The following is a 17,357-nucleotide window of genomic DNA, read 5'->3' on the forward strand; positions in this document are numbered from 1 at the left end:
CTCGCGTCCCGGCGAGGGCAACGAAACCGAATTGCGACAGGAAGGCGAGTATCGTCACATAGGTGCAGGGCGCACCGGGCTGCGGGGTGCGCGGTCCGGCGCGATGAACCCGAGGTCGCGCGGCTAGCCAATCGTGACCGGCTGATTTCCTTTCCGAAAGCCGCACCAGGTTCAGCCCGGGTGAACGCGGGAAATACCCGACACACCGCAGCTCACCGGAGTGTCGGGTTCCAAGATGCATTTGGATACAAGCGGAAACGTCCCAGCAACATCTGTCCGGCATGGCCGAAACAAAGACGGTCTATCCGACGATCATAGATATCGTCGGAACATCCATGTCGGGTACCAATTCATCATCAAAGCCGGGCTCTGCTGTGATGCGCGCCCAGCGGATCGCCGCGTCGGCGATCGGTGCTGTATGGATTATCGCCCTGCTGCTGCGCGTCCTCGATCCAGGCATCGTCGACAGCGCTTCGGCCTGCCGTCGCATGGTCTATCGCGACCCGGTGACGGGGCGAGAGCGAGGCATCGGAGCAGTTCGGATCACCGCGAACGGCACGATCAGATGTCGTGACGTCACCTATCAGCCCGGAACACGATGACGGCTGCGCGGGAACCGCGGGTCCGATATCCTCGCGCCGGTTGAAGCATGGGATGATGAAGTGAGCGTATCGGCGCATATCCTGATCGTCGAAGACGACCGCGAGATCAGCGCCCTCGTGGCACGCTACCTGTCGCAGAACAGCATGCGGACTTCAGCGGCGCGCGACGGGCGAGAAATGGACCGGATCTTGCGGGAGGGCAGGTTCGACCTGATTGTGCTCGATCTCAATCTGCCCGGCGAAGACGGACTGTCGATCTGCCGACGGCTGCGCCTGACGACGCAGATTCCGATCATCATGCTGACCGCCCGCAGCGAGGATGTGGACAGGATCATCGGTCTCGAAATGGGGGCAGACGACTACCTCGGCAAGCCCTTTAACCCGCGGGAGTTGCTGGCGCGCATCAGGGCGGTGATGCGACGACAAGGCGGCGGACAGGCCGATCCGAACGAGCCTCCCGGCGCCTTTGCCTTTGTGGGTTGGACGCTGAATGCGAACAACCGCGAGCTGACGAACCCGGACAATGTCCGGGTCGCCGTGACCGGCGCTGAGTTCGATTTGCTGCGGGCATTCTGCGAGCGACCCGGGCGCGTGCTCTCGCGCGATGTCCTGCTCGATCTGACGCAGGGCCGGACGGCTGCCCCGTTCGAGCGCAGCATCGATATCCTGATCAGCCGCCTTCGTCAGAAGATCGAACGTGAGCCGCGCGAGCCCGAACTGATCAAGACGATCCGCTCGGGCGGATATCTCTTCACTCCGTCCGTCGAGCGGCAATGACCCACCCGTTCCGCCTGCCTGCCCGGATCGGAAGCCAGATCGCGCTGCTTGTCGTTGGCGTGATCGGCTTGATCTATCTCATTCTCGCGGGCGTGCTGGTGTGGCAGGCACCGCGCGACAGACCGGGCCCGCCTGCATTCGAGGGTATTGCGGCCATCGCGAAACTCGTGGCGGCGGCGCCGCCGCAACAACGGCAGCTGATCGTGGAGGCGGCGAACAGGGCCGACGAGCGCTTCCGTTTTGCGTTGTCCGACAAAGGATTTGATCCGTCGCGATCGGCACCGCGCCCTATGGACGCCGACGGAATGGCGCCGCGCCTGGGAAGCGGCTTCACGGCATGGCTGAACCCGGCGACGGAAGGAGACAGGCCACCGCGAGGCTTTTCGATCCAGCTTCCCGACCGCACAGGGCTCGATGTCGAGATCATCGCCGGTGCCATGGGAGCGCCGCCACCGCGCCCCTTCTCCATGCTGGTACTCGTCACGATCATCCTTGTCGGGCTCAATATCGGCGCACTGACCCTCTGGGCCTCCCGGGGCATCACTGCGCCGCTCGCGCGATTTGCCTCGGCTGCGGAAGAATTCTCGATCGACCGTGATCCGTCGCCGCTGCGTGAGGAGGGGCCGATCGAGGTTCGCACGGCCGCTCGCGCCCTCAACAGATTGAGAGATCGTATCCATGCGTTGTTCGCGGACCGCACGCGCATGCTGGCGGCGATCAGCCACGATCTGAGGACGCCGATCACACGCATGCGTTTGCGCGTGGAGTTCATCGAGGATGATGTCCTGCGCGGCCAGTTCACGCGCGATCTGGAGCACATGGACACCATGGTGCAGGGCGCGCTTTCCTATCTGCGCGGTGCCAGCCGCCGCGAAAAGCGTGGCGCTTTCGACCTTTCAAGCTTGCTCCAGACCGTCGCGGACGAGTTCAGCGATATGGGCAAGGCAACACGCTATGAGGGGCCGCGGCGGGCGGTCACAATCGGAGACGCACAGCAACTGGAGCGCGCCGTCACCAATCTCGTCGAAAACGCGGTGCGCTATGGCAACGACGTGATCGTCCGCCTCCGCGAGGAAGCCGGGCTCCTCCTGATCGAGGTGGCCGACGACGGCCCGGGTATTCCGGAAGTCGATCGATCGCGGCTTCTGGAGCCCTTCATGCGCGGCGACGAAGCGCGGGGGCGGATCGATTCGGAGGGGTTCGGCCTCGGCCTCGCCATCGCCCAGTCGATCGCGGCCGGGCATGACGGCAAGCTGACCTTACACGACAATCACCCGCGTGGCCTGCTGGTGCGCATCAGCTTGCCGAGGCAGTCGCCCCCTGCTTCCGCGAACGCCTGAGCGCTTACAACTTTCAACGCCCGCGAAACATTCGGCAACATTGGCGCCGGCATTTCGCCCGAACGCCCCGCGATAGTCCCGAGGAACCGAACGGGACACATATGGTCGCACTTGCCAGCTATCCTCACAGACTGACCGCGCTGATATTGTCAGCCGTCGCTTTAACATCCCTGATCGGCTTCGCCGCCTCCTTTGGCCCCGAAGCGCCGGCATCGCCGCAGCCCAGTCCTGCAACCCTGCAATTGAGCCCGTCCGGAAAGATCATCGACAGGCTTCCGAACAGCGCGCCAGCGACCGTCCATTTCGCCGATCCCCTCGCTTGTCCTGAGCGAGCGGAGCTGGCTGCGCTCGACATGCATGCCGGGCTGGTTTCGTCGATCGCAGGCGAGTTCATCATCCCGAAGGCACCGGCCATCGACGACCACCCTCTCATCGCCAAAGCGAAGGCCCACGAAGCCCGCGCGCAGAAGCCGCCCCGCGCAGCCGCTCGCCCTCGCAGACCGCCTGTCGCCTTCGCCGCTTTGCCGCCGACGAGGCCCGCTTCCCTGCACGAGCCTCAGAACGTTGGCGAAGGCGCGACCGTCAGAGAGAGGCACGTTTCCGTTGCGGGACGGATGATCGCTTTCGTTGGCTCGCTCGCCTCCCTGGCACGCGTCCTATGAGCGCCATCGTTGCCTTTGTTCTCCGGCCGCGATCGACCGGCCGCGCGATAAGCCGGCAGGCGCTGATCGGGACCGCCGTTCCCGCGCTTCTGCTTGCGCTCGCCGCTGGCTGGATTGGCCATGGCTGGCTTGTGGACATCCGCGCCCCACGCGCCTTCGAAGGCTTCCAGCAGGTCCGCCTGAAGACCATTCAGACCCAGCTCGACCAGGTCGAGGGGCCCTATATTATGGTGCTGGGCGACTCCCATGCCGAAAGACTCTATCTGCCGAGCCTTTGCGGTTTTCCGGTAGTGAATGCCGGTGTTTCCGGCGCGACCGTGAGCGATGTCCTCGATCTGGCGCGCAAGATTACGCCACCGCGCAAAGCACAGGCCGTGCTGCTTTCCGTCGGTACGAACGATATCTGGGCGAAGCGGAATCCGCAGTCCGCTGAAGCGGAAAGCGGCTTCCGAACAACGCTCGTCGCCCTCAAACAGAGACTGGCAAGCTGGAGCGGCCGCCATGCCCTGATCGCGATCCCCCCGGTCGCGAGCAAGGAGGAAGCGTTGTTCCCGCGGGCGGCAGCGACCCGCTATTCCGCCATGCTGGCTCAGTCCTGCGAACCGAAAGGTTGCCTGTATCTCGACTTGTTTGCCGGGGTGGCGCAGATCCCGGAGCCGCGCTCGGCATTCAGCGACGGCGTCCATCTGCGAAACTATGCACGTTTCGTGCGGGACCGGGAGGCGGAGATATGCCGCGGCCTCGGTATTCCGGCTCTTCCCTGAGCTTGGCCCGCAGCGCCTTCTGGCACCGCGGGGATGCAGTCGCCGGTCCTCGCCGTCCAAGTGATCGGGGCCCTGGCCGAGCAACGCGCATGGAGGGTCCGACGATCAGTGCTGGTGGATGCGGATGAGGCGCCTTGACCTGACGCGCTCTGGGCGCTTGCTCAATCGCCGCGTAGCCCGCGCGGGCTGATACCCAATCGCTTTGTGAAAAACCGCGAGAAATAGCCGGCGTCTCGAAAGCCGAGCGCCTCGGCGATTTGTCCGACTGGCGTCGAGCTGTACAGCAACCAGCGCTGGGCTTCGACCATGATGCGCCGATGGATGATCTGAAGTGGTGGAGCATCGAAGCGCTTTCGACAGACCATCAGCAGACGGTCTTCGGAGACCCCCAGCTTGCGCGCGTAAGCGGCGACAGGGAGATGGTCGGCAAAGTGCGCTTCCACGAGCGCGCGAAAGCGGCTCAGCAAGCTGGATTCTGCGTCGGACAGCGACGCGGCCGCCACGTCGGTCGCCAGGGCTGCACGGGTGAACGAGACCAGCAGCCTGAGAATCTCCCCTTCGATCGCAAGGTTGCGCGCGGCCCCGCCCCAGGTGAGCTCGTTGGATAGCGATTGGAAGCACCGGCCTATCTCCCGAGTGGCCTCGCCATCGATGGGGCCGACGCAGCGCGACTGATCCAAGAGCGTCGAGATCAAGCGATCGGAGCTCGCGGATGCGGGAAGAGCCGTCAGCGCGATCGAGATAACCCAGCCATCCGTGCCGGGAGCAAAATCGAAGCCATGCACGGTCTCGGCCGGAATAACGAGGACTGCCGGCATCTTAACCGCGAAGCACTGGCCTTCGCTTATCATCGTGCCCCCACCCGCGGAGACGAGCAGGAGTTGATGCAGCTCGCGATGAGCGTGGGGCGCAATCTTCCATTGATGGTAGCCGCTGCGCTCGCGGATGGGCTCCACATGGATGAAGCGCGGCTCGACGTGCCTGACCGGCTCGCCATACAGCCTGTAGCGCTCGATCAGTTCGGCGGTCACAGCGTCTCGCGGCTCGGGATCAGTCGCGGGAAAAGTACAAATAGTTTCGTTCTGCGTCCATTGCTCTTCCTCGCCGACGATCTAGCCTTTCGCAGCAAGCTCCCGCAGCTCGTCGGGAGGAGGAAGCGCTAGCTGACCGGACCAAAAGCCCCAATTGGCTGCTTGTCCGCGCCGAAAGGAGATGGGCATGACTGCTCAAGACGCGGAATGCGACGTGCTGGTGATTGGAGCCGGCGCGGGCGGATTATCAACCGCGGTGACCGCCCGCATTCACGGCCTGGACGTCATCGTCGCGGAAAAAGATCGGTACTTCGGCGGCACGATGGCCTATTCCGGCGGCGTGCTCTGGATCCCCGGCAACGCTCACGCGGCGAAGGCGGGCCTGTCCGACTCCCGCGAGGCGGCCCGCACCTATCTGCGGCAGGAGGCCGGGAACTCTTACGCCGAGGACGTCGTCGAGGCCTTCCTCGACACGGGTCCGCGCATGATCGACTTCTTCGAGCGCGAGACCGAGGTCCGCTTCCTGCTGTCGAACTACCCGGACTATCACCCGGATGCGCCGGGCGGCGTGCCGAAGGGACGGTCGCTGACGGCCATGCCCTATGATGCACGCGGCCTCGGCAAGGAGCTTGGGCGGCTGCGCCCGCCGCTTGAGACGATCACGTTCATCGGCATGATGTTCAACTCCTCCAACGAGGATTTGAAGCACTTCTTCCGGGCGACGCGCTCTCTGACCTCGGCCCTCTATGTCGCGCGCCGCCTCGCCTCCCATATCAAGGATCTCGCGCAGTACCGGCGCGGCGTGCAGGTGACCAGCGGCAACGCGCTGGCGGCGCGCCTGGCCAGAACGGCCTTCGATCTCGGTATTCCGATCCTGACCGAGATGCCGGCGGAAGGGCTCATCGTCGAGGGCGGACGCGTCGTCGGCGCTCGCTTTTCTTCGGGAGGGGAGAGGAAGCGCATCCGCGCGCGCCGTGCGGTGGTGCTCGCCTGCGGCGGCTTTCCGCACGATGCGGCGCGGCTGGCCGTGGCCTATCCCCATGTCGCCCGCGGCGGCCGCCATGTCTCGCCCACCCCGGCCGGCAACACCGGGGACGGTATCCGGTTGGCGGAAACCGCGGGCGGGCGTTGCGAGATCCGCTATCCCAACGCTGCCGCCTGGATGCCCGTTTCGGAAGTACCGCTGGCCAAGGGGCGCATCGGCGTCTTTCCGCACCTCGTGGATCGCTACAAGCCGGGCGTGATCGCGGTGAACCGCGCCGGGCGGCGCTTCACCAACGAGTCGGAGTCCTATCATGACGTCGGCGCCGCCATGATCGCCGACAATGCGCAGGGTGGGGCGACGGAGGCCTGGCTGATCTGCGATCATGTCGCGATCCGCAAATACGGCCTCGGCTTCGCCAAGCCCGTGCCGGTCCCGACTGGCCGCTATGTTCGCAGCGGCTATCTCAAGCGCGGCGGTACGCTGGCGGAACTCGCAAAGGCTGCCGGCATCGACGCGGTGGGGCTAGAGGCGACCGTCGAGCGCTTCAACCGCCATGCCGAACTCGGCGAGGACCCCGCTTTCGGTCGCGGGCGCAGCGCGTTCAACCGTTTCCTCGGCGACCCCGAGCACAAGCCGAATCCGACGGTCGCGCCGATCCGGAAAGCTCCATTCTACGCGTTGAAGCTGGTGATGGGCGACCTCGGCACTTTCGACGGGCTCTCGACCGATGTCGTCGGGCGCGTGCTCACGGCCGGCGGCGAGCCTATCGAGGGCCTTTACGCCGTCGGCAATGACAGGGCGAGCATGATGGGCGGCAGCTATCCCGGCGCGGGGATCACGCTGGGCCCGATCATGACCTTCGGCTATCTGGCCGGCTGTCACCTTGCCGGCCGCGAACCATGAGCGGGGTGAAGACGATGGGCAACGACGCCATGGCCATGCCGGGCTTGAAGGATTCCGTCTGCGTCGTCACCGGCGCCGGCGGCGGGCTCGGCCGTGCGATCGCCCTCGCCCTCGCCGGGGCGGGCGCGCGGATCGCGATGCTGGATCGTTCACCGGCTGCGGCCGAAGCGACGCTTGCCGCCATCCGGCAGATCGGAGCGGGAGGCGCCGTCTTCGCCTGCGACGTCTCGGACCTTGCTAGCATCGAGTCCGCGGCCGAGGCCTGCCGGACGCAATTCGGCCCTTGCCGGGTGCTGGTCAACAATGCCGCATTGCTGCGGCCCGGCGCATTGGAAACCCTGAGCCTGGCGGAATGGAATGCTGTGCTCGCGGTCAACCTGACCGGCTACTTTCTCTGCGCCCAGGCCTTCGCACGCCAGATGCGTCTGAACGGTGGCGGCTCCGTGGTCCACATCGCCTCGGTCGCGGGGACGCATGCGCAAGGCTTTAGCGGCGCCTACAGCGTCAGCAAGGCCGGCATCGTCATGCTGTCGCGGCAGATCGCGCTCGAATGGGGGCCTCAGGGCATCCGCAGCAACGTCGTCAGCCCGGGCCTCGTGCTGACGCCGATGAGCCAGAACTTCTACGCCGACCCGGCCTTGAAGCGCCGACGTGAGGCGGCCGTGCCGCAGGGACGGATCGGGCAGCCCGAGGACATCGCCGATGCCGTGCTGTTCCTGGCGAGCGACCAGGCAGCTTACGTCAATGGCGAGGAGATCACGGTCGATGGCGGCTTCACGCGCGGATTGATGAGCCTGATCCCGCGGCCGGGCCATACGCCCGGCGGCGCGACGGCAGGCTGACGGAGACCGATCATGGCCAAGGAACCCGCCGCGATCATCACCGGCGCAGCCGACGGCATCGGCTGGGCGCTGGCCCGCCGCTTCGCCTCTGCCGGCTGCCGCGTCGCGCTCGTCGATATCGCGGGCGAGCGAGCCGCGGCCCGCGCGGCGGAGCTCGAAGCCGGGCACATCACGCTTGCCTGCGACGTCTCCGACGAGGCTTCCGTCCGCGCCACTGTGACGGCAGCAGCCTCCGCGCTGGGCGGCATCGACATTCTCGTCAACAACGCCGGCATCGGGGACACGCATCTGCCGACGCTCGAACAGGATATCGGCCATTTCGAGCGGGTGCTAAGAGTCCATCTCAACGGCACCTTCCTGATGTCGCGGGAAGTCGCGCGCGTGATGGCGGATCGCGGCGGCGCGATCCTGAACATCAGCTCGATCGCCGGGCTCGGCGGCCTGCCGCGCCGCAATGCCTACGGCGCCGCCAAGGCAGGCATTGCCCAGATCACGAAGAACCTCGCCTGCGAATGGGCCGGCCTTGGCATCCGGGTCAACGCGCTCGCGCCCGGTTATGTCGGAACGGCGCTGGTCAGGACGCTGGAGGCCGCCGGCCGCATCGACCGGGCAAAGCTGGAGCGCCGCATCCCGATGGGCCGCCTCGCAGAGCCCGAGGAGATCGCCGAGGCCGGCTGGTTCCTGTGCTCGCCGGCGGCCTCCTATGTCACCGGCGCGATCCTCAGCGTCGATGGCGGCTGGCAGGCCTTTTCCGATGCCGGCGACGCATCGTCCGGCTGAGCCGCTTTGGGTTTTCACAACCGGGGCAGCGGCTCTTCGAAACGCCATCCATCCGCAACGAGCTTGCGCGCGCCGTCGAGGAGGCCCTTCAGCGGCTTCTCCGAGAGGATTTCCAGCGCAACCGCCCCCTTATAGCTGTGCCGTCGCAGCTCCCGCCCGATCGCGCCGAAATCGATGATCCCGCTGCCGATCGGGTCGTGCCGCCACTGCCCGGCCTCGCTGTCGGAAAGATGCACGATGCTGAGATGGGGAGCGAGCGTCGCCAGCCCTTCGATCGGGTCCTCGCCGATCGCGACAGCATTTGCGACATCGTAGATCGCCGTGACGTCCCCATAGCCCTCCTCCTCGATGAACCGGCGGATGGTGCCTGCACCGGCGAGCAGACCCTGCGGATGGTTTTCGAGCCCGACGGACAAACCATGGCGCCGGGCCTCGGCGACGATCTCGCGGAAGGCCGGGCGGAAGCTTTCCATCACCCGGTCGTTCGCCTTGGCAAGCAGGGCATGCCGTCGCCCGGAGCCGACGCAGACCGCAGCAGCCCCAAGCTCGGCGCAGCGCGCGATCAGCCGCTTATAGGCATCGACCGAGAAACTCACTACGTCCGTGGAAGCGCTCGCCAGATTGATGTCGCTGCTCGCGAGATCGCCGGCCAGCAGCTCGAGACCGTATCGCGCGATCAATTCCCGCAAGCGCGCCGTGCGTGCGGCATCGTCGCGCCAGGGATCGAAATGCGGCGGCGCGGCCATGAGCTGGACATGACGGAAGCCGGCCGAGGCGATGGCCTCCAGCGCGGCCTCGGCGCTCTCCTGCCAGACGAAGCCGAAGGTATGGGCAGCAAGCCGCATCTGCTACAGGCTCCCGTCGCGATAGAAGGCGAAGGTTCGGGCGATGCCTTCCCGAAGCGATGTGAAGGGCACGTCGGCGAGGACCTCCCGCAACGGACCTTCCGCGATCTCCGGCGCCGAGGGCATCGGCGCGCCGCCACGGCGGATGTCGCAATCCGGGGCCAGCTTGAGCAGTTCGGCGATCACGTCTTCCGGCGCGGCCTGTTCGCCGATCATGTTGAAGACATGCGCTCCCGCGACCTGGTGGCGCAGCGCGCTGTCATAGGCCGCAGCGACATCGCCGGCATAGACGAGTCCCGCCATTCCTTCATAGGGAAAGACATAGGGTTCGCCACGCGCCGCGGCCCGGCAGGCAAGGGAAGGCCCGGCGCTGAGGCCGCTGTCCCTGCCCGGCCCGTAGACGACATAGGGCCTGAAGCCGATGCTGGAGAGGCCGTGGTCCGCGAAATAGGCCCGCGCACTGCCCTCGCAGGCGAGCTTGAACGCCCCGTAATGCGAGGTGGGTACCGGAAGCTCGCCGCTCTGCGGCCCATAGGCACCGGCGCTGCTGGTGTAGACGACCTTGCCGATGCCGTGGCGGAGCGCTGCCTCGAAGACGTTGAGCGTTCCGATCAGGTTGATCTCAGCGCCACGAACCGGATTCTCCTTGCAGGCCAGCGTCAGCACGCCGGCAAGGTGGATGATCGCGTCGCAGCCGCGCGCAGCAGCCGCAACAGCCTCGCCGTCGACGATATCGCCCGTTACCCATTCGCAGGCCGCGGCGGCCTCGCTACCTGCGATAGCCGCGATGGTCGCCCGGTTCTCGGCCCTGTCGAAGATTCGGATGGCGTCGCCGCGACACGACAGGCGCCGGCAGATCCAGGCGCCGAGGAAGCCGGCGCCGCCGGTGATGAGAACCTTCAATCGAACCTCCCGTCGTGTCGCCGGCCTGCCGGTCGGTTCCTCCTCGACGGAGCGAAGCCGGCTCAGCCGAAGAACGGCCCTCGCGATTGCCGGGAGGCGAGGCTGGGGCTCGCTCCCATCGCCAGCGACAATTCCCGCGCCGCGCTGAGCAGCATCGGCGACAGCGCCAGCATCTTCTCTTCCGTCAATCGGATATGCGGCCCCGCGATCACCACGGCGCCGACCACGTCCTTCGTCTGCGGATTGCGGATCGGAGCGGCGGTCGCGTTCATCCAGGGCGAATAGGTCTGGACAACGATGCTGAAGCCGCGCTTGCGCGCCTGGCGCAGATATTTCAGCACCGCCGCTTGCGTCTGCGGCGCGCGCGGGCCGAACTCCTCGCGCGAGCCATAGCCCTGCCGCTCGATGAGCGCGATCGCCTCCTCCTCCGGCAGACAGGACAGCCAGGCATGTCCGCTGGCCGAGCAGGACAGCCGGCCCGCCTGCCCCATATCGGGATCGTAGCGCAGCCCGAAGGGCGAGCCCTGCGATTTCGCCACCCAGACGAGCTCACGTCCGTCGATCAGGGCGAGGCGCACCAGCTCCGCCGATTCCCGCGCGAGATGATCGAGGATCGGCTGGGCGAGATCGGTGATGCCCGTCCCCGCCAGGAAGCTGAAGGCGAGCGATGCGATCTTGGCGGTCAGCTCATAGGTGCCGTGATGGCGCTCCTGCCTGACATAGCCATGATCGGCGAGGCTGGAGAGCACACGATGGGTGGCGCTGCGCGGAATCTTCAGCCGCTCGGCGATCTCGAAGAGCGGCAGCCCCCGCGCATTCTGCGCGAGCAGCTCGAGAACGCCGAGGGTGCGCTCGAGCAGGCCGCTCGGGGCCTGCTCGGTATCGTCCAGCCCTGCCTCGTCCTCGATCCGCTTTGCCATCGCCCTATCCAAACTGCATCTCCAGACGCTGTCTCTGGCGCGCCGCGTCCTGGACGGCAAGGGTCACTTTCAGCGTACGCGTCGCATCGGCGGCATCGATCAGCGGCCGGACACCGTGGCGCACGACGTCGAAGAGGTGACGGAGCTGGCGTATGTAGGGGCTTTCGCGCTCGATCGGGATCGCCTCCTGCGTGATCGGGGCGAACCAGCTCTTTTCGCCGTCATAGCGCCAATGGTCGAGGCTGGGCAGCGCCAGCGAACCTTCCGTGCCCGAGATGAAGTGCGAGTTCACCGGCTTCTCCTGCCGGGGATAGTTCGGCAATTCGCCCGAAACCAGATCCCAGCTCCAGGGCGTGACCGCGGTGTCGGACAGGCTGACCGTGACGAGCGCGCCGTTCTCGAGTTCCAGCAGCACCGCCGCCGTATCCTCGACCGGCAGGCCCCGGACGCGGCCCGACGTCACCGCCTGCACGGCCGCAACCTCGCCGCAGACGAAGCGGATCAGGTCAATCTCGTGGATCAGGTTGATGAGGATCGGCCCGCCGCCAGGCTCCCGCCGCCAGGCCAGATCGAAATAGGCGTCGTGCTTGAAGAACGTGTAGAGCACCGTCGCGTTCGTCAGCCGCCCGAGCGCGCCCTGCCCCACCAGTTCGCGCGCCTTGGCGATGATCGGATTGTGCCGGCGGTGATGCCCGACGAGGATCGGCACGCCGGCCTTGGCCGATGCCGCCGACAGCTCCTCCCCTTCCGCCACAGTGACCGCGACCGGCTTTTCGATCAGCGCGGGGACGCCATGGGCGATCGCCGCCAGACCGATCTCCAGATGGCTCTGGTTAGGCGTGGCGACGATGAGCGCCTCGACGCCGCCCGCTTCGAGCAGCGCGTGGTGGCTTGAGCACCAGGGCAGCCCGCGCTCCAGGCAGTAGAGGCGGCCGGCCTCGGTCGGATCGGCGACGGCAACGATCTCCGCGAAGCCGCTGCCTGCAATCACATCGGCATGCATGCGGCCAATGGCACCGGCTCCGACGAGCCCGATTGATAGCGGTTTCATGCGTTTCTCTCCCACCCCCGTTATGTCGGCCGCACCGGGGAGCGTCAACACAAATCAGAATAGAATTCCAATTCTGAAATTAATAGTGGAATTAGATTCCAGTTATGTTACAGCCTTCGCCGCCGCACGCCGCCGAAACGGACGGACCGACAAGAAGATCGACGCGGCAAGGGAACGCCAGACAGGGAGGACGTCGTGACAGACGCTCGCAAACCATCATTCACCAGCGCCATCGGGCGCCGCAGCCTGCTCCTCGGCGCCGGGTCACTAGGCGCCAGCGGCATCGTCTCGGCCAAGCTCGGGATGCCCTATATCGGCAATGCCGCTGCGGCCGAGCCGATCAAGATCGGCATGATCTGGGCCAAGACCGGCACCATCGTCGATCAATCGGAGTATCTCGCCCAGGGCGGCATGCTGGCGCTGGAACAGCGCAACAACATGCTGCTCGGCCGCCCCGCCGAGATCGTCTGGCTCGACGAGCCCAACCCGCAAGGCGCCCAGCAGAATGCCGAGCGTCTCGTCGGCGAGCACAAGGTCGTCGGCATGGTCGGCGGCGCGCTCAGCTCCTTCGCTCTCGCAATCTCCGCGGTCGCCAAAAAGGCCAAGGTGCCCTACATCGCCGCCAACGCCGCGACCGGCGAGCTGACCGGCAAGTCCTGCAACAAATACACCTTCCGCCTGCAGCCGCCGGTCGACGTGCATGTGCGGGTGCTGGCGCCCTACTGCGCCGATGTCGGCAAGAAATGGTATCTGCTGACCGCGGCCTATGCCTTCGGCCAGGACATCAAGCGCTCCTTCGAGGAATACGCGAAGGCCAACGGCATCACCATCGTCGGCGCCGATGAGGTGCCGGTCGGCACGCCCGACTATTCCTCCTTCATCCTCAAGATACGGCAGGCCAAGCCCGACGTCGTCATCGGCGGCATCGCCGCCAGCGACCTCACCACCTTCCTGAAACAGTGGAACGAGCTCGGCATGAAGGGCCGCATACCCTTCGCCGAGATCTCGGTCGGCAACACCGATCTCTGGGGCGTCGGCCCCGACGCAGCCGACGGCCTCTACACCATCACCTGGTACTACAAGAACCCCAACAACCCGCCCGAAGAACAGGCGATGGCCGCCGCCTACGAGAAGAAATACGGGCGCCCCGCCGCCGACAAGGCCTGGATGGGCTGGATGGGCATGAAGACCCTGCTCGACTCGATCGAGGCGGCGAAGTCGACGGATTCGGCTGCAATCGTCGCGGCACTCGAAAAGTGGTCGACCAAGCGCGACGGACTCGACGTGCATTATCGCGACTTCGATCACCAGATGATCAGTCGCCTTCTGGTCGCCGGCATCAAGCCGAAGATCACCGACAAGTGGGACTATTTCGACATCAAGGCCGAACTGCCAAAAACCACGGCCGATATCGAGAAAGCCTTCGGCAGCCAGGCCGACAGCGCCTGCAAGATGGACGCCGTCTGAGGCAGCCATCCCCGACGTCGATGCGGCCGCGCAGTATCGTGCGGCCTGCCCGTCCCGCGCGTCCCTCGCGTCCTTTGCAGGAGCGGCCAATCCATGTTGGACATGATACTGTCCCAGACCGTCAACGGTCTGATCCTCGGTTTTCTCTACGTCCTGATCGCGATCGGGCTGTCGATCATCTTCGGCCTGCTCGGCATCGTGAACTTTGCCCACGGCGCCTTCTTCGCGCTCGGCGCCTATCTCGCGCTGGTCCTCGCCCGTGAATTCGGCTGGTGGGCCGCGCTGCTTGCGCCGCTGTTGACGGGCGGCATCGGAATGGTGGTCGAGGTCGTCCTGATCCGCCATCTCTACGGCAAGGAACCTCTTCTCGGCCTGATCCTGACCTTCGCGCTGGCGCTTCTCATCGAAGCCATTCTGCGGATGATCTTCGGCGGCGCGCCCCTGCCGTTCAGCGCACCGCGCTTCCTCGCGGGCTTCGTCGAATACGGCCCGATCCTGCTGACCAAGTACCGGCTCTTCGTCCTCATGGTGACGATCGCAGCCCTCGTCGCCTTCTGGGCCTTCCTCACCTACACGCCCTTCGGCCGCATCATCCGTGCGGGCTCCCGCGACGCCGAGATGGTAGGCCTCCTCGGCATCAACCTGCCCGTCGTCTTCAGCTTCGTCTTCGGCATCGGCTGCCTGCTCGCCGGCCTCGCCGGCCTGTTGGCGGCACCGCTCTGGACGGTGACGCCCTCGATGGCGGCGAGCGCCATCATGCCGGCCTTCGTCATCGTCACCATCGGCGGGCTCGGCTCCTATGCAGGCGCCATCATCGCCGGGCTGCTCGTCGGCATCACAATCGCGATGACCATCCAGTTCCAGCCGGAATGGTCGGGCGCGGCCATGTACGTACTGATGGCGGCCATCCTGCTCGTGCGCCCTCGCGGCCTCTTCGGCGAAAAATGGGAGCGCTTCGAATGAGCCTTCGCACCCTCTTCACGCATCCCGCCCTCTGGGTCGGCCTCGTCCTCTGCGCCCTGACCGGACTGTGGCTGATGCTCGGCGCCCCCGTGGGGCTGATCACCCAGATCGCCATCTACACGCTCTACGGCATGGGGGTGAACCTGCTGGTCGGCTATACCGGGCTCGTCCCCTTCGGCGCCTCCGTCTTCTTCGGCTGCGCCAGCTATGCGGCCGCCTTCTTCGTGCTCGGCCGGATGTCGAACGACATTGGCGGCATCCTGCTCTCCGTGCTGTTCTCGCTGGCGCTCGGCCTCGTGCTCGGCGCACTGGTCCTGCGCCGCAAGGGCCTCTATTTCTCGCTGCTGACCCTGGCCTGCTCCCAGATCGCCTTCGAGGTCGCCTTCAAATGGACGGCCGTCACCGGCGGCGAGAACGGGCTGCAGGGCGTCGCGCGCCCGACCTTCCAGAACGATCTCGCCTTCCATGGCTTCGTCATCGCCTGCGTCGTGGCGGGGGTCTGGCTGCTCTGGCGCATCGTGCATTCGCCCTTCGGGCGGGCCTTGCAGGCGGTGCGCGACAATGAGCAGCGGGCGCGCAGCCTCGGCTTCAACGTCTATCTTCTGCGGCTCGGCTCCTTCGTGCTGATGGCGGGCTTCGTCGGCTTCGCCGGCTCGCTGCTGACCTTCCTGCTGCAGGGGGTCTACGCGAATAATCTGAGTTGGCAGCATGCGGGCGACGCCCTGCTCATGACGGTACTCGGGGGCGTCCATCACTTCCTCGGCCCGCTCTGGGGCGCGATCAGCTTCATCATCCTGGAGAACCGGCTTTCGGCCGTCACCGAGAACTGGTGGCTGATCTTCGCGCCGATCCTGATCCTGTTCGCGCTGCTCTCGCCCGAAGGCATCACCGGGCTCGTGCAACGCTTCGGCGGGCGCCAGCGCTGGACGCTGACGCGCAACACGATTCCGCCGCGCCCGGCCGTGATCGAGCCCTATGTCAGCGCCGCACAGGCCATGGACCCGGACAAGCCGGTCCTGGAGACACGCAAGCTCTCCAAGCAGTTCGGCAGCCTGGTCACCGCCAGGGAGATCGATCTTCAGGTCAGGCCCTTCGTCCTGCACTCGATCATCGGCCCGAATGGCGCCGGCAAGACGACCTTCTACAACATGCTCACCGGCGTGCTGCCGCCGAGCGCCGGCCAGGTCTTCTTCGAAGGCCGCGACATCACCAGGCTGCCGATGCATGCCCGCGCCCGGCTCGGCATCGCCCGCTCCTTCCAGATCCTCTCGATCTTCCCGAACCTGACCGTGTTCGAGAATGTCCGCATCGCCGTGCAGGCGCAGCGCCTCGGCGCCCGCGGCCTGCTGCGCGACGCCCATGACATCGAGGACATCAATGCGCGCAGCTGGTCGCTGCTCGATGCGGTCGGCCTTGTCGAGCAGGCTGCCGAGACCAGCCAGGACCTGCCGCACGGCGCCAAACGCCTGCTCGAGATCGCGGTGACGCTGGCGATCGAATCCAAGCTGCTGCTGCTAGACGAGCCGCTGGCCGGCCTCGCCGAGGCCGACCGGATCGTCGTCGCGGACCTCATCCGCCGGCTCGCCCAGCGCCATGCCGTCCTGCTGATCGAGCACGATATCGACCGCGTGCTTGCCATCTCCGACCGCATTTCGGTGCTGCATCAGGGCCGCATGATCGCCGACGGCAAGCCGGCCGACGTCGCGCGCAACCCGGAGGTGATCGCCGCCTATCTCGGCGCCGCCAAGGATGGCGAGCGCGCCATGGCGCCGGCCGTGAACCGCAGCAAGGGCGCCGCAAGCCCCGTGCTGCTCGATGCCTCGGACATCGCCGCCGGCTATAGCGGCAGCACGGTCCTCTCGGGCATCGACCTGACGATCCGTGAAGGCGAGGCGGTGGCGCTGCTCGGCCGCAACGGCGTCGGCAAGACGACGCTGCTGCGGGCGCTGACGGGCAGCCTGCCACTCGACCGGGGCAGCATCCGCTTCGCCGGCACGGATCTGCGCAAGCTTCGCCCCTTCGAGATCAACCGGCTCGGCGTCTCGCTGGTGCCGGAGGGCCGGCGCCTGTTCCCGAACCTGACCGTGACCGAGAATCTGCTGCTCGCCCAGCGCCCGGGCGGCATCAGCCTGGAGGAGGCCTTCACCCTGTTCCCGCGCCTCAAGACGCGGCAGGCGGCCAAGGCAGAGAACCTCTCCGGTGGCGAGCGCCAGATGGTGGCGATCGCCCGCGCCCTAATGGTCCCGAGCAAGCTCATCCTGCTCGACGAGCCCTTCGAGGGGCTGGCGCCGGCCGTCGTCAACGAGGTCATGGAGGCCTTGGTGAAGCTGCGCGGGCGCGTCGCGATGGTGATCGTCGAGCATCATGCCGAACTGGTGCTGCCGATCGTCGACCGGGCCTATGTGCTGGTCAACGGGCAGGTCGCCTTCGCGGGCGATGCCGCAGAGCTCGAACATGACGAGGCGATGCAGGCCCGCCTGCTCGGCGTCGTCGAAACCCAGGGACAATGCGCGGCCTGAGGG

16 protein-coding genes are annotated in these 17,357 nt (G+C 66.4%); 10 read left to right on the forward strand and 6 right to left on the reverse strand.

Annotated elements, in window-relative coordinates; all coding sequences use genetic code 11:
* Positions 1 to 281: 281 nt before the first annotated feature.
* Genes AC1DIN_RS19450 through AC1DIN_RS19460 form a run of 3 tightly spaced genes read left to right on the forward strand, consistent with a single transcriptional unit; the run spans position 282 to position 2,719 of the window.
* Positions 282 to 602: a hypothetical protein gene (locus tag AC1DIN_RS19450; protein ID WP_441471876.1), complete on the forward strand. Its 321-nt coding sequence runs from the start codon at positions 282 to 284 to the stop codon at positions 600 to 602.
* A 60-nt stretch (positions 603 to 662) separates the two neighbouring features.
* Positions 663 to 1,379, forward strand: a complete 717-nt coding sequence (locus AC1DIN_RS19455; RefSeq protein WP_476810983.1) for a response regulator — start codon at positions 663 to 665, stop codon at positions 1,377 to 1,379.
* A complete protein-coding gene (locus AC1DIN_RS19460; protein WP_476810984.1) occupies positions 1,376 to 2,719 on the forward strand; it encodes an ATP-binding protein in 1,344 nt (447 codons plus the stop codon). The genes AC1DIN_RS19455 and AC1DIN_RS19460 overlap by 4 nt, the downstream gene beginning before the upstream one ends.
* Before the next feature lie 124 nt (positions 2,720 to 2,843).
* On the opposite strand, the gene AC1DIN_RS19465 is transcribed toward AC1DIN_RS19460, so the two are convergent.
* Positions 2,844 to 3,134 carry a hypothetical protein gene (locus tag AC1DIN_RS19465; protein ID WP_441471879.1) on the reverse strand — a complete coding sequence of 97 codons (291 nt, stop codon included), beginning with the start codon at positions 3,132 to 3,134 and terminating at the stop codon, positions 2,844 to 2,846.
* Between the two features lie 378 nt (positions 3,135 to 3,512).
* On the opposite strand from AC1DIN_RS19465, the gene AC1DIN_RS19470 reads away from it, so the two are divergent.
* Positions 3,513 to 4,145, forward strand: coding sequence for an SGNH/GDSL hydrolase family protein (locus tag AC1DIN_RS19470; RefSeq protein WP_441471880.1), 633 nt, complete (start codon positions 3,513 to 3,515; stop codon positions 4,143 to 4,145).
* A gap of 161 nt (positions 4,146 to 4,306) precedes the next feature.
* Here AC1DIN_RS19470 and AC1DIN_RS19475 read toward each other — a convergent pair whose 3' ends face one another.
* On the reverse strand, positions 4,307 to 5,176 hold the full coding sequence (locus AC1DIN_RS19475; RefSeq protein ID WP_476810985.1) for a helix-turn-helix domain-containing protein: 870 nt from the start codon (positions 5,174 to 5,176) through the stop codon (positions 4,307 to 4,309).
* Between the two features lie 181 nt (positions 5,177 to 5,357).
* On the opposite strand from AC1DIN_RS19475, the gene AC1DIN_RS19480 reads away from it, so the two are divergent.
* From AC1DIN_RS19480 to AC1DIN_RS19490, 3 genes are read left to right on the forward strand one after another with little or no spacing between them, the layout of a single operon-like run.
* Positions 5,358 to 7,064 (forward strand): FAD-dependent oxidoreductase, encoded by a 1,707-nt coding sequence (locus AC1DIN_RS19480; RefSeq protein WP_476810986.1) that lies wholly within the window; start codon positions 5,358 to 5,360, stop codon positions 7,062 to 7,064.
* On the forward strand, positions 7,061 to 7,906 hold the full coding sequence (locus AC1DIN_RS19485; RefSeq protein WP_476810987.1) for an SDR family NAD(P)-dependent oxidoreductase: 846 nt from the start codon (positions 7,061 to 7,063) through the stop codon (positions 7,904 to 7,906). The genes AC1DIN_RS19480 and AC1DIN_RS19485 overlap by 4 nt, the downstream gene beginning before the upstream one ends.
* A 12-nt stretch (positions 7,907 to 7,918) precedes the next feature.
* Positions 7,919 to 8,686 (forward strand): SDR family oxidoreductase, encoded by a 768-nt coding sequence (locus AC1DIN_RS19490; protein ID WP_476810988.1) that lies wholly within the window; start codon positions 7,919 to 7,921, stop codon positions 8,684 to 8,686.
* A 14-nt stretch (positions 8,687 to 8,700) separates the two neighbouring features.
* Here the strand turns inward: AC1DIN_RS19490 and AC1DIN_RS19495 are convergent, their stop codons facing one another.
* The 4 genes from AC1DIN_RS19495 to AC1DIN_RS19510 form a co-directional block, all read right to left on the reverse strand.
* Positions 8,701 to 9,531 (reverse strand): sugar phosphate isomerase/epimerase family protein, encoded by an 831-nt coding sequence (locus AC1DIN_RS19495; protein ID WP_476810989.1) that lies wholly within the window; start codon positions 9,529 to 9,531, stop codon positions 8,701 to 8,703.
* Between the two features lie 3 nt (positions 9,532 to 9,534).
* Positions 9,535 to 10,434 (reverse strand): NAD-dependent epimerase/dehydratase family protein, encoded by a 900-nt coding sequence (locus AC1DIN_RS19500; RefSeq protein ID WP_476810990.1) that lies wholly within the window; start codon positions 10,432 to 10,434, stop codon positions 9,535 to 9,537.
* Positions 10,435 to 10,496: 62 nt separating this feature from the next.
* A complete protein-coding gene (locus AC1DIN_RS19505) occupies positions 10,497 to 11,354 on the reverse strand; it encodes an IclR family transcriptional regulator (protein WP_199087761.1) in 858 nt (285 codons plus the stop codon).
* 4 nt (positions 11,355 to 11,358) lie between these two features.
* Positions 11,359 to 12,405 carry a Gfo/Idh/MocA family protein gene (locus AC1DIN_RS19510; protein WP_476810991.1) on the reverse strand — a complete coding sequence of 349 codons (1,047 nt, stop codon included), beginning with the start codon at positions 12,403 to 12,405 and terminating at the stop codon, positions 11,359 to 11,361.
* Positions 12,406 to 12,600: 195 nt separating this feature from the next.
* Here AC1DIN_RS19510 and AC1DIN_RS19515 point away from each other — a divergent pair, with 195 nt between their 5' ends.
* From AC1DIN_RS19515 to AC1DIN_RS19525, 3 genes are all read left to right on the forward strand, one after another.
* The gene (locus tag AC1DIN_RS19515; protein ID WP_441471888.1) at positions 12,601 to 13,872 is read left to right on the forward strand and encodes an ABC transporter substrate-binding protein; all 1,272 of its coding nucleotides are present in this window, start codon (positions 12,601 to 12,603) and stop codon (positions 13,870 to 13,872) included.
* A 93-nt stretch (positions 13,873 to 13,965) separates the two neighbouring features.
* Complete coding sequence (locus AC1DIN_RS19520; RefSeq protein WP_441471889.1) at positions 13,966 to 14,835, forward strand: branched-chain amino acid ABC transporter permease; 870 nt, start codon at positions 13,966 to 13,968, stop codon at positions 14,833 to 14,835.
* The gene (locus tag AC1DIN_RS19525) at positions 14,832 to 17,354 is read left to right on the forward strand and encodes a branched-chain amino acid ABC transporter ATP-binding protein/permease (protein ID WP_476810992.1); all 2,523 of its coding nucleotides are present in this window, start codon (positions 14,832 to 14,834) and stop codon (positions 17,352 to 17,354) included. Before AC1DIN_RS19520 ends, AC1DIN_RS19525 begins: the two co-directional genes overlap by 4 nt.
* The last annotated feature ends 3 nt before the right edge of the window (positions 17,355 to 17,357 follow it).

It is taken from the genome of Allobosea sp. 05T438 (assembly GCF_056396025.1).

Coding starts and splice junctions, on each gene's coding strand:
- AC1DIN_RS19450 (WP_441471876.1), top strand. CDS start 282: ATGGCCGAAACAAAGACGGTCTATCCGACGATCATAGATATCGTCGGA.
- AC1DIN_RS19460 (WP_476810984.1), top strand. CDS start 1,376: ATGACCCACCCGTTCCGCCTGCCTGCCCGGATCGGAAGCCAGATCGCG.
- AC1DIN_RS19465 (WP_441471879.1), bottom strand. CDS start 3,134: ATGGCCGGTGCCTTCGGGATGATGAACTCGCCTGCGATCGACGAAACC.
- AC1DIN_RS19480 (WP_476810986.1), top strand. CDS start 5,358: ATGGGCATGACTGCTCAAGACGCGGAATGCGACGTGCTGGTGATTGGA.
- AC1DIN_RS19485 (WP_476810987.1), top strand. CDS start 7,061: ATGAGCGGGGTGAAGACGATGGGCAACGACGCCATGGCCATGCCGGGC.
- AC1DIN_RS19490 (WP_476810988.1), top strand. CDS start 7,919: ATGGCCAAGGAACCCGCCGCGATCATCACCGGCGCAGCCGACGGCATC.
- AC1DIN_RS19495 (WP_476810989.1), bottom strand. CDS start 9,531: ATGCGGCTTGCTGCCCATACCTTCGGCTTCGTCTGGCAGGAGAGCGCC.
- AC1DIN_RS19505 (WP_199087761.1), bottom strand. CDS start 11,354: ATGGCAAAGCGGATCGAGGACGAGGCAGGGCTGGACGATACCGAGCAG.
- AC1DIN_RS19510 (WP_476810991.1), bottom strand. CDS start 12,405: ATGAAACCGCTATCAATCGGGCTCGTCGGAGCCGGTGCCATTGGCCGC.
- AC1DIN_RS19520 (WP_441471889.1), top strand. CDS start 13,966: ATGTTGGACATGATACTGTCCCAGACCGTCAACGGTCTGATCCTCGGT.
- AC1DIN_RS19525 (WP_476810992.1), top strand. CDS start 14,832: ATGAGCCTTCGCACCCTCTTCACGCATCCCGCCCTCTGGGTCGGCCTC.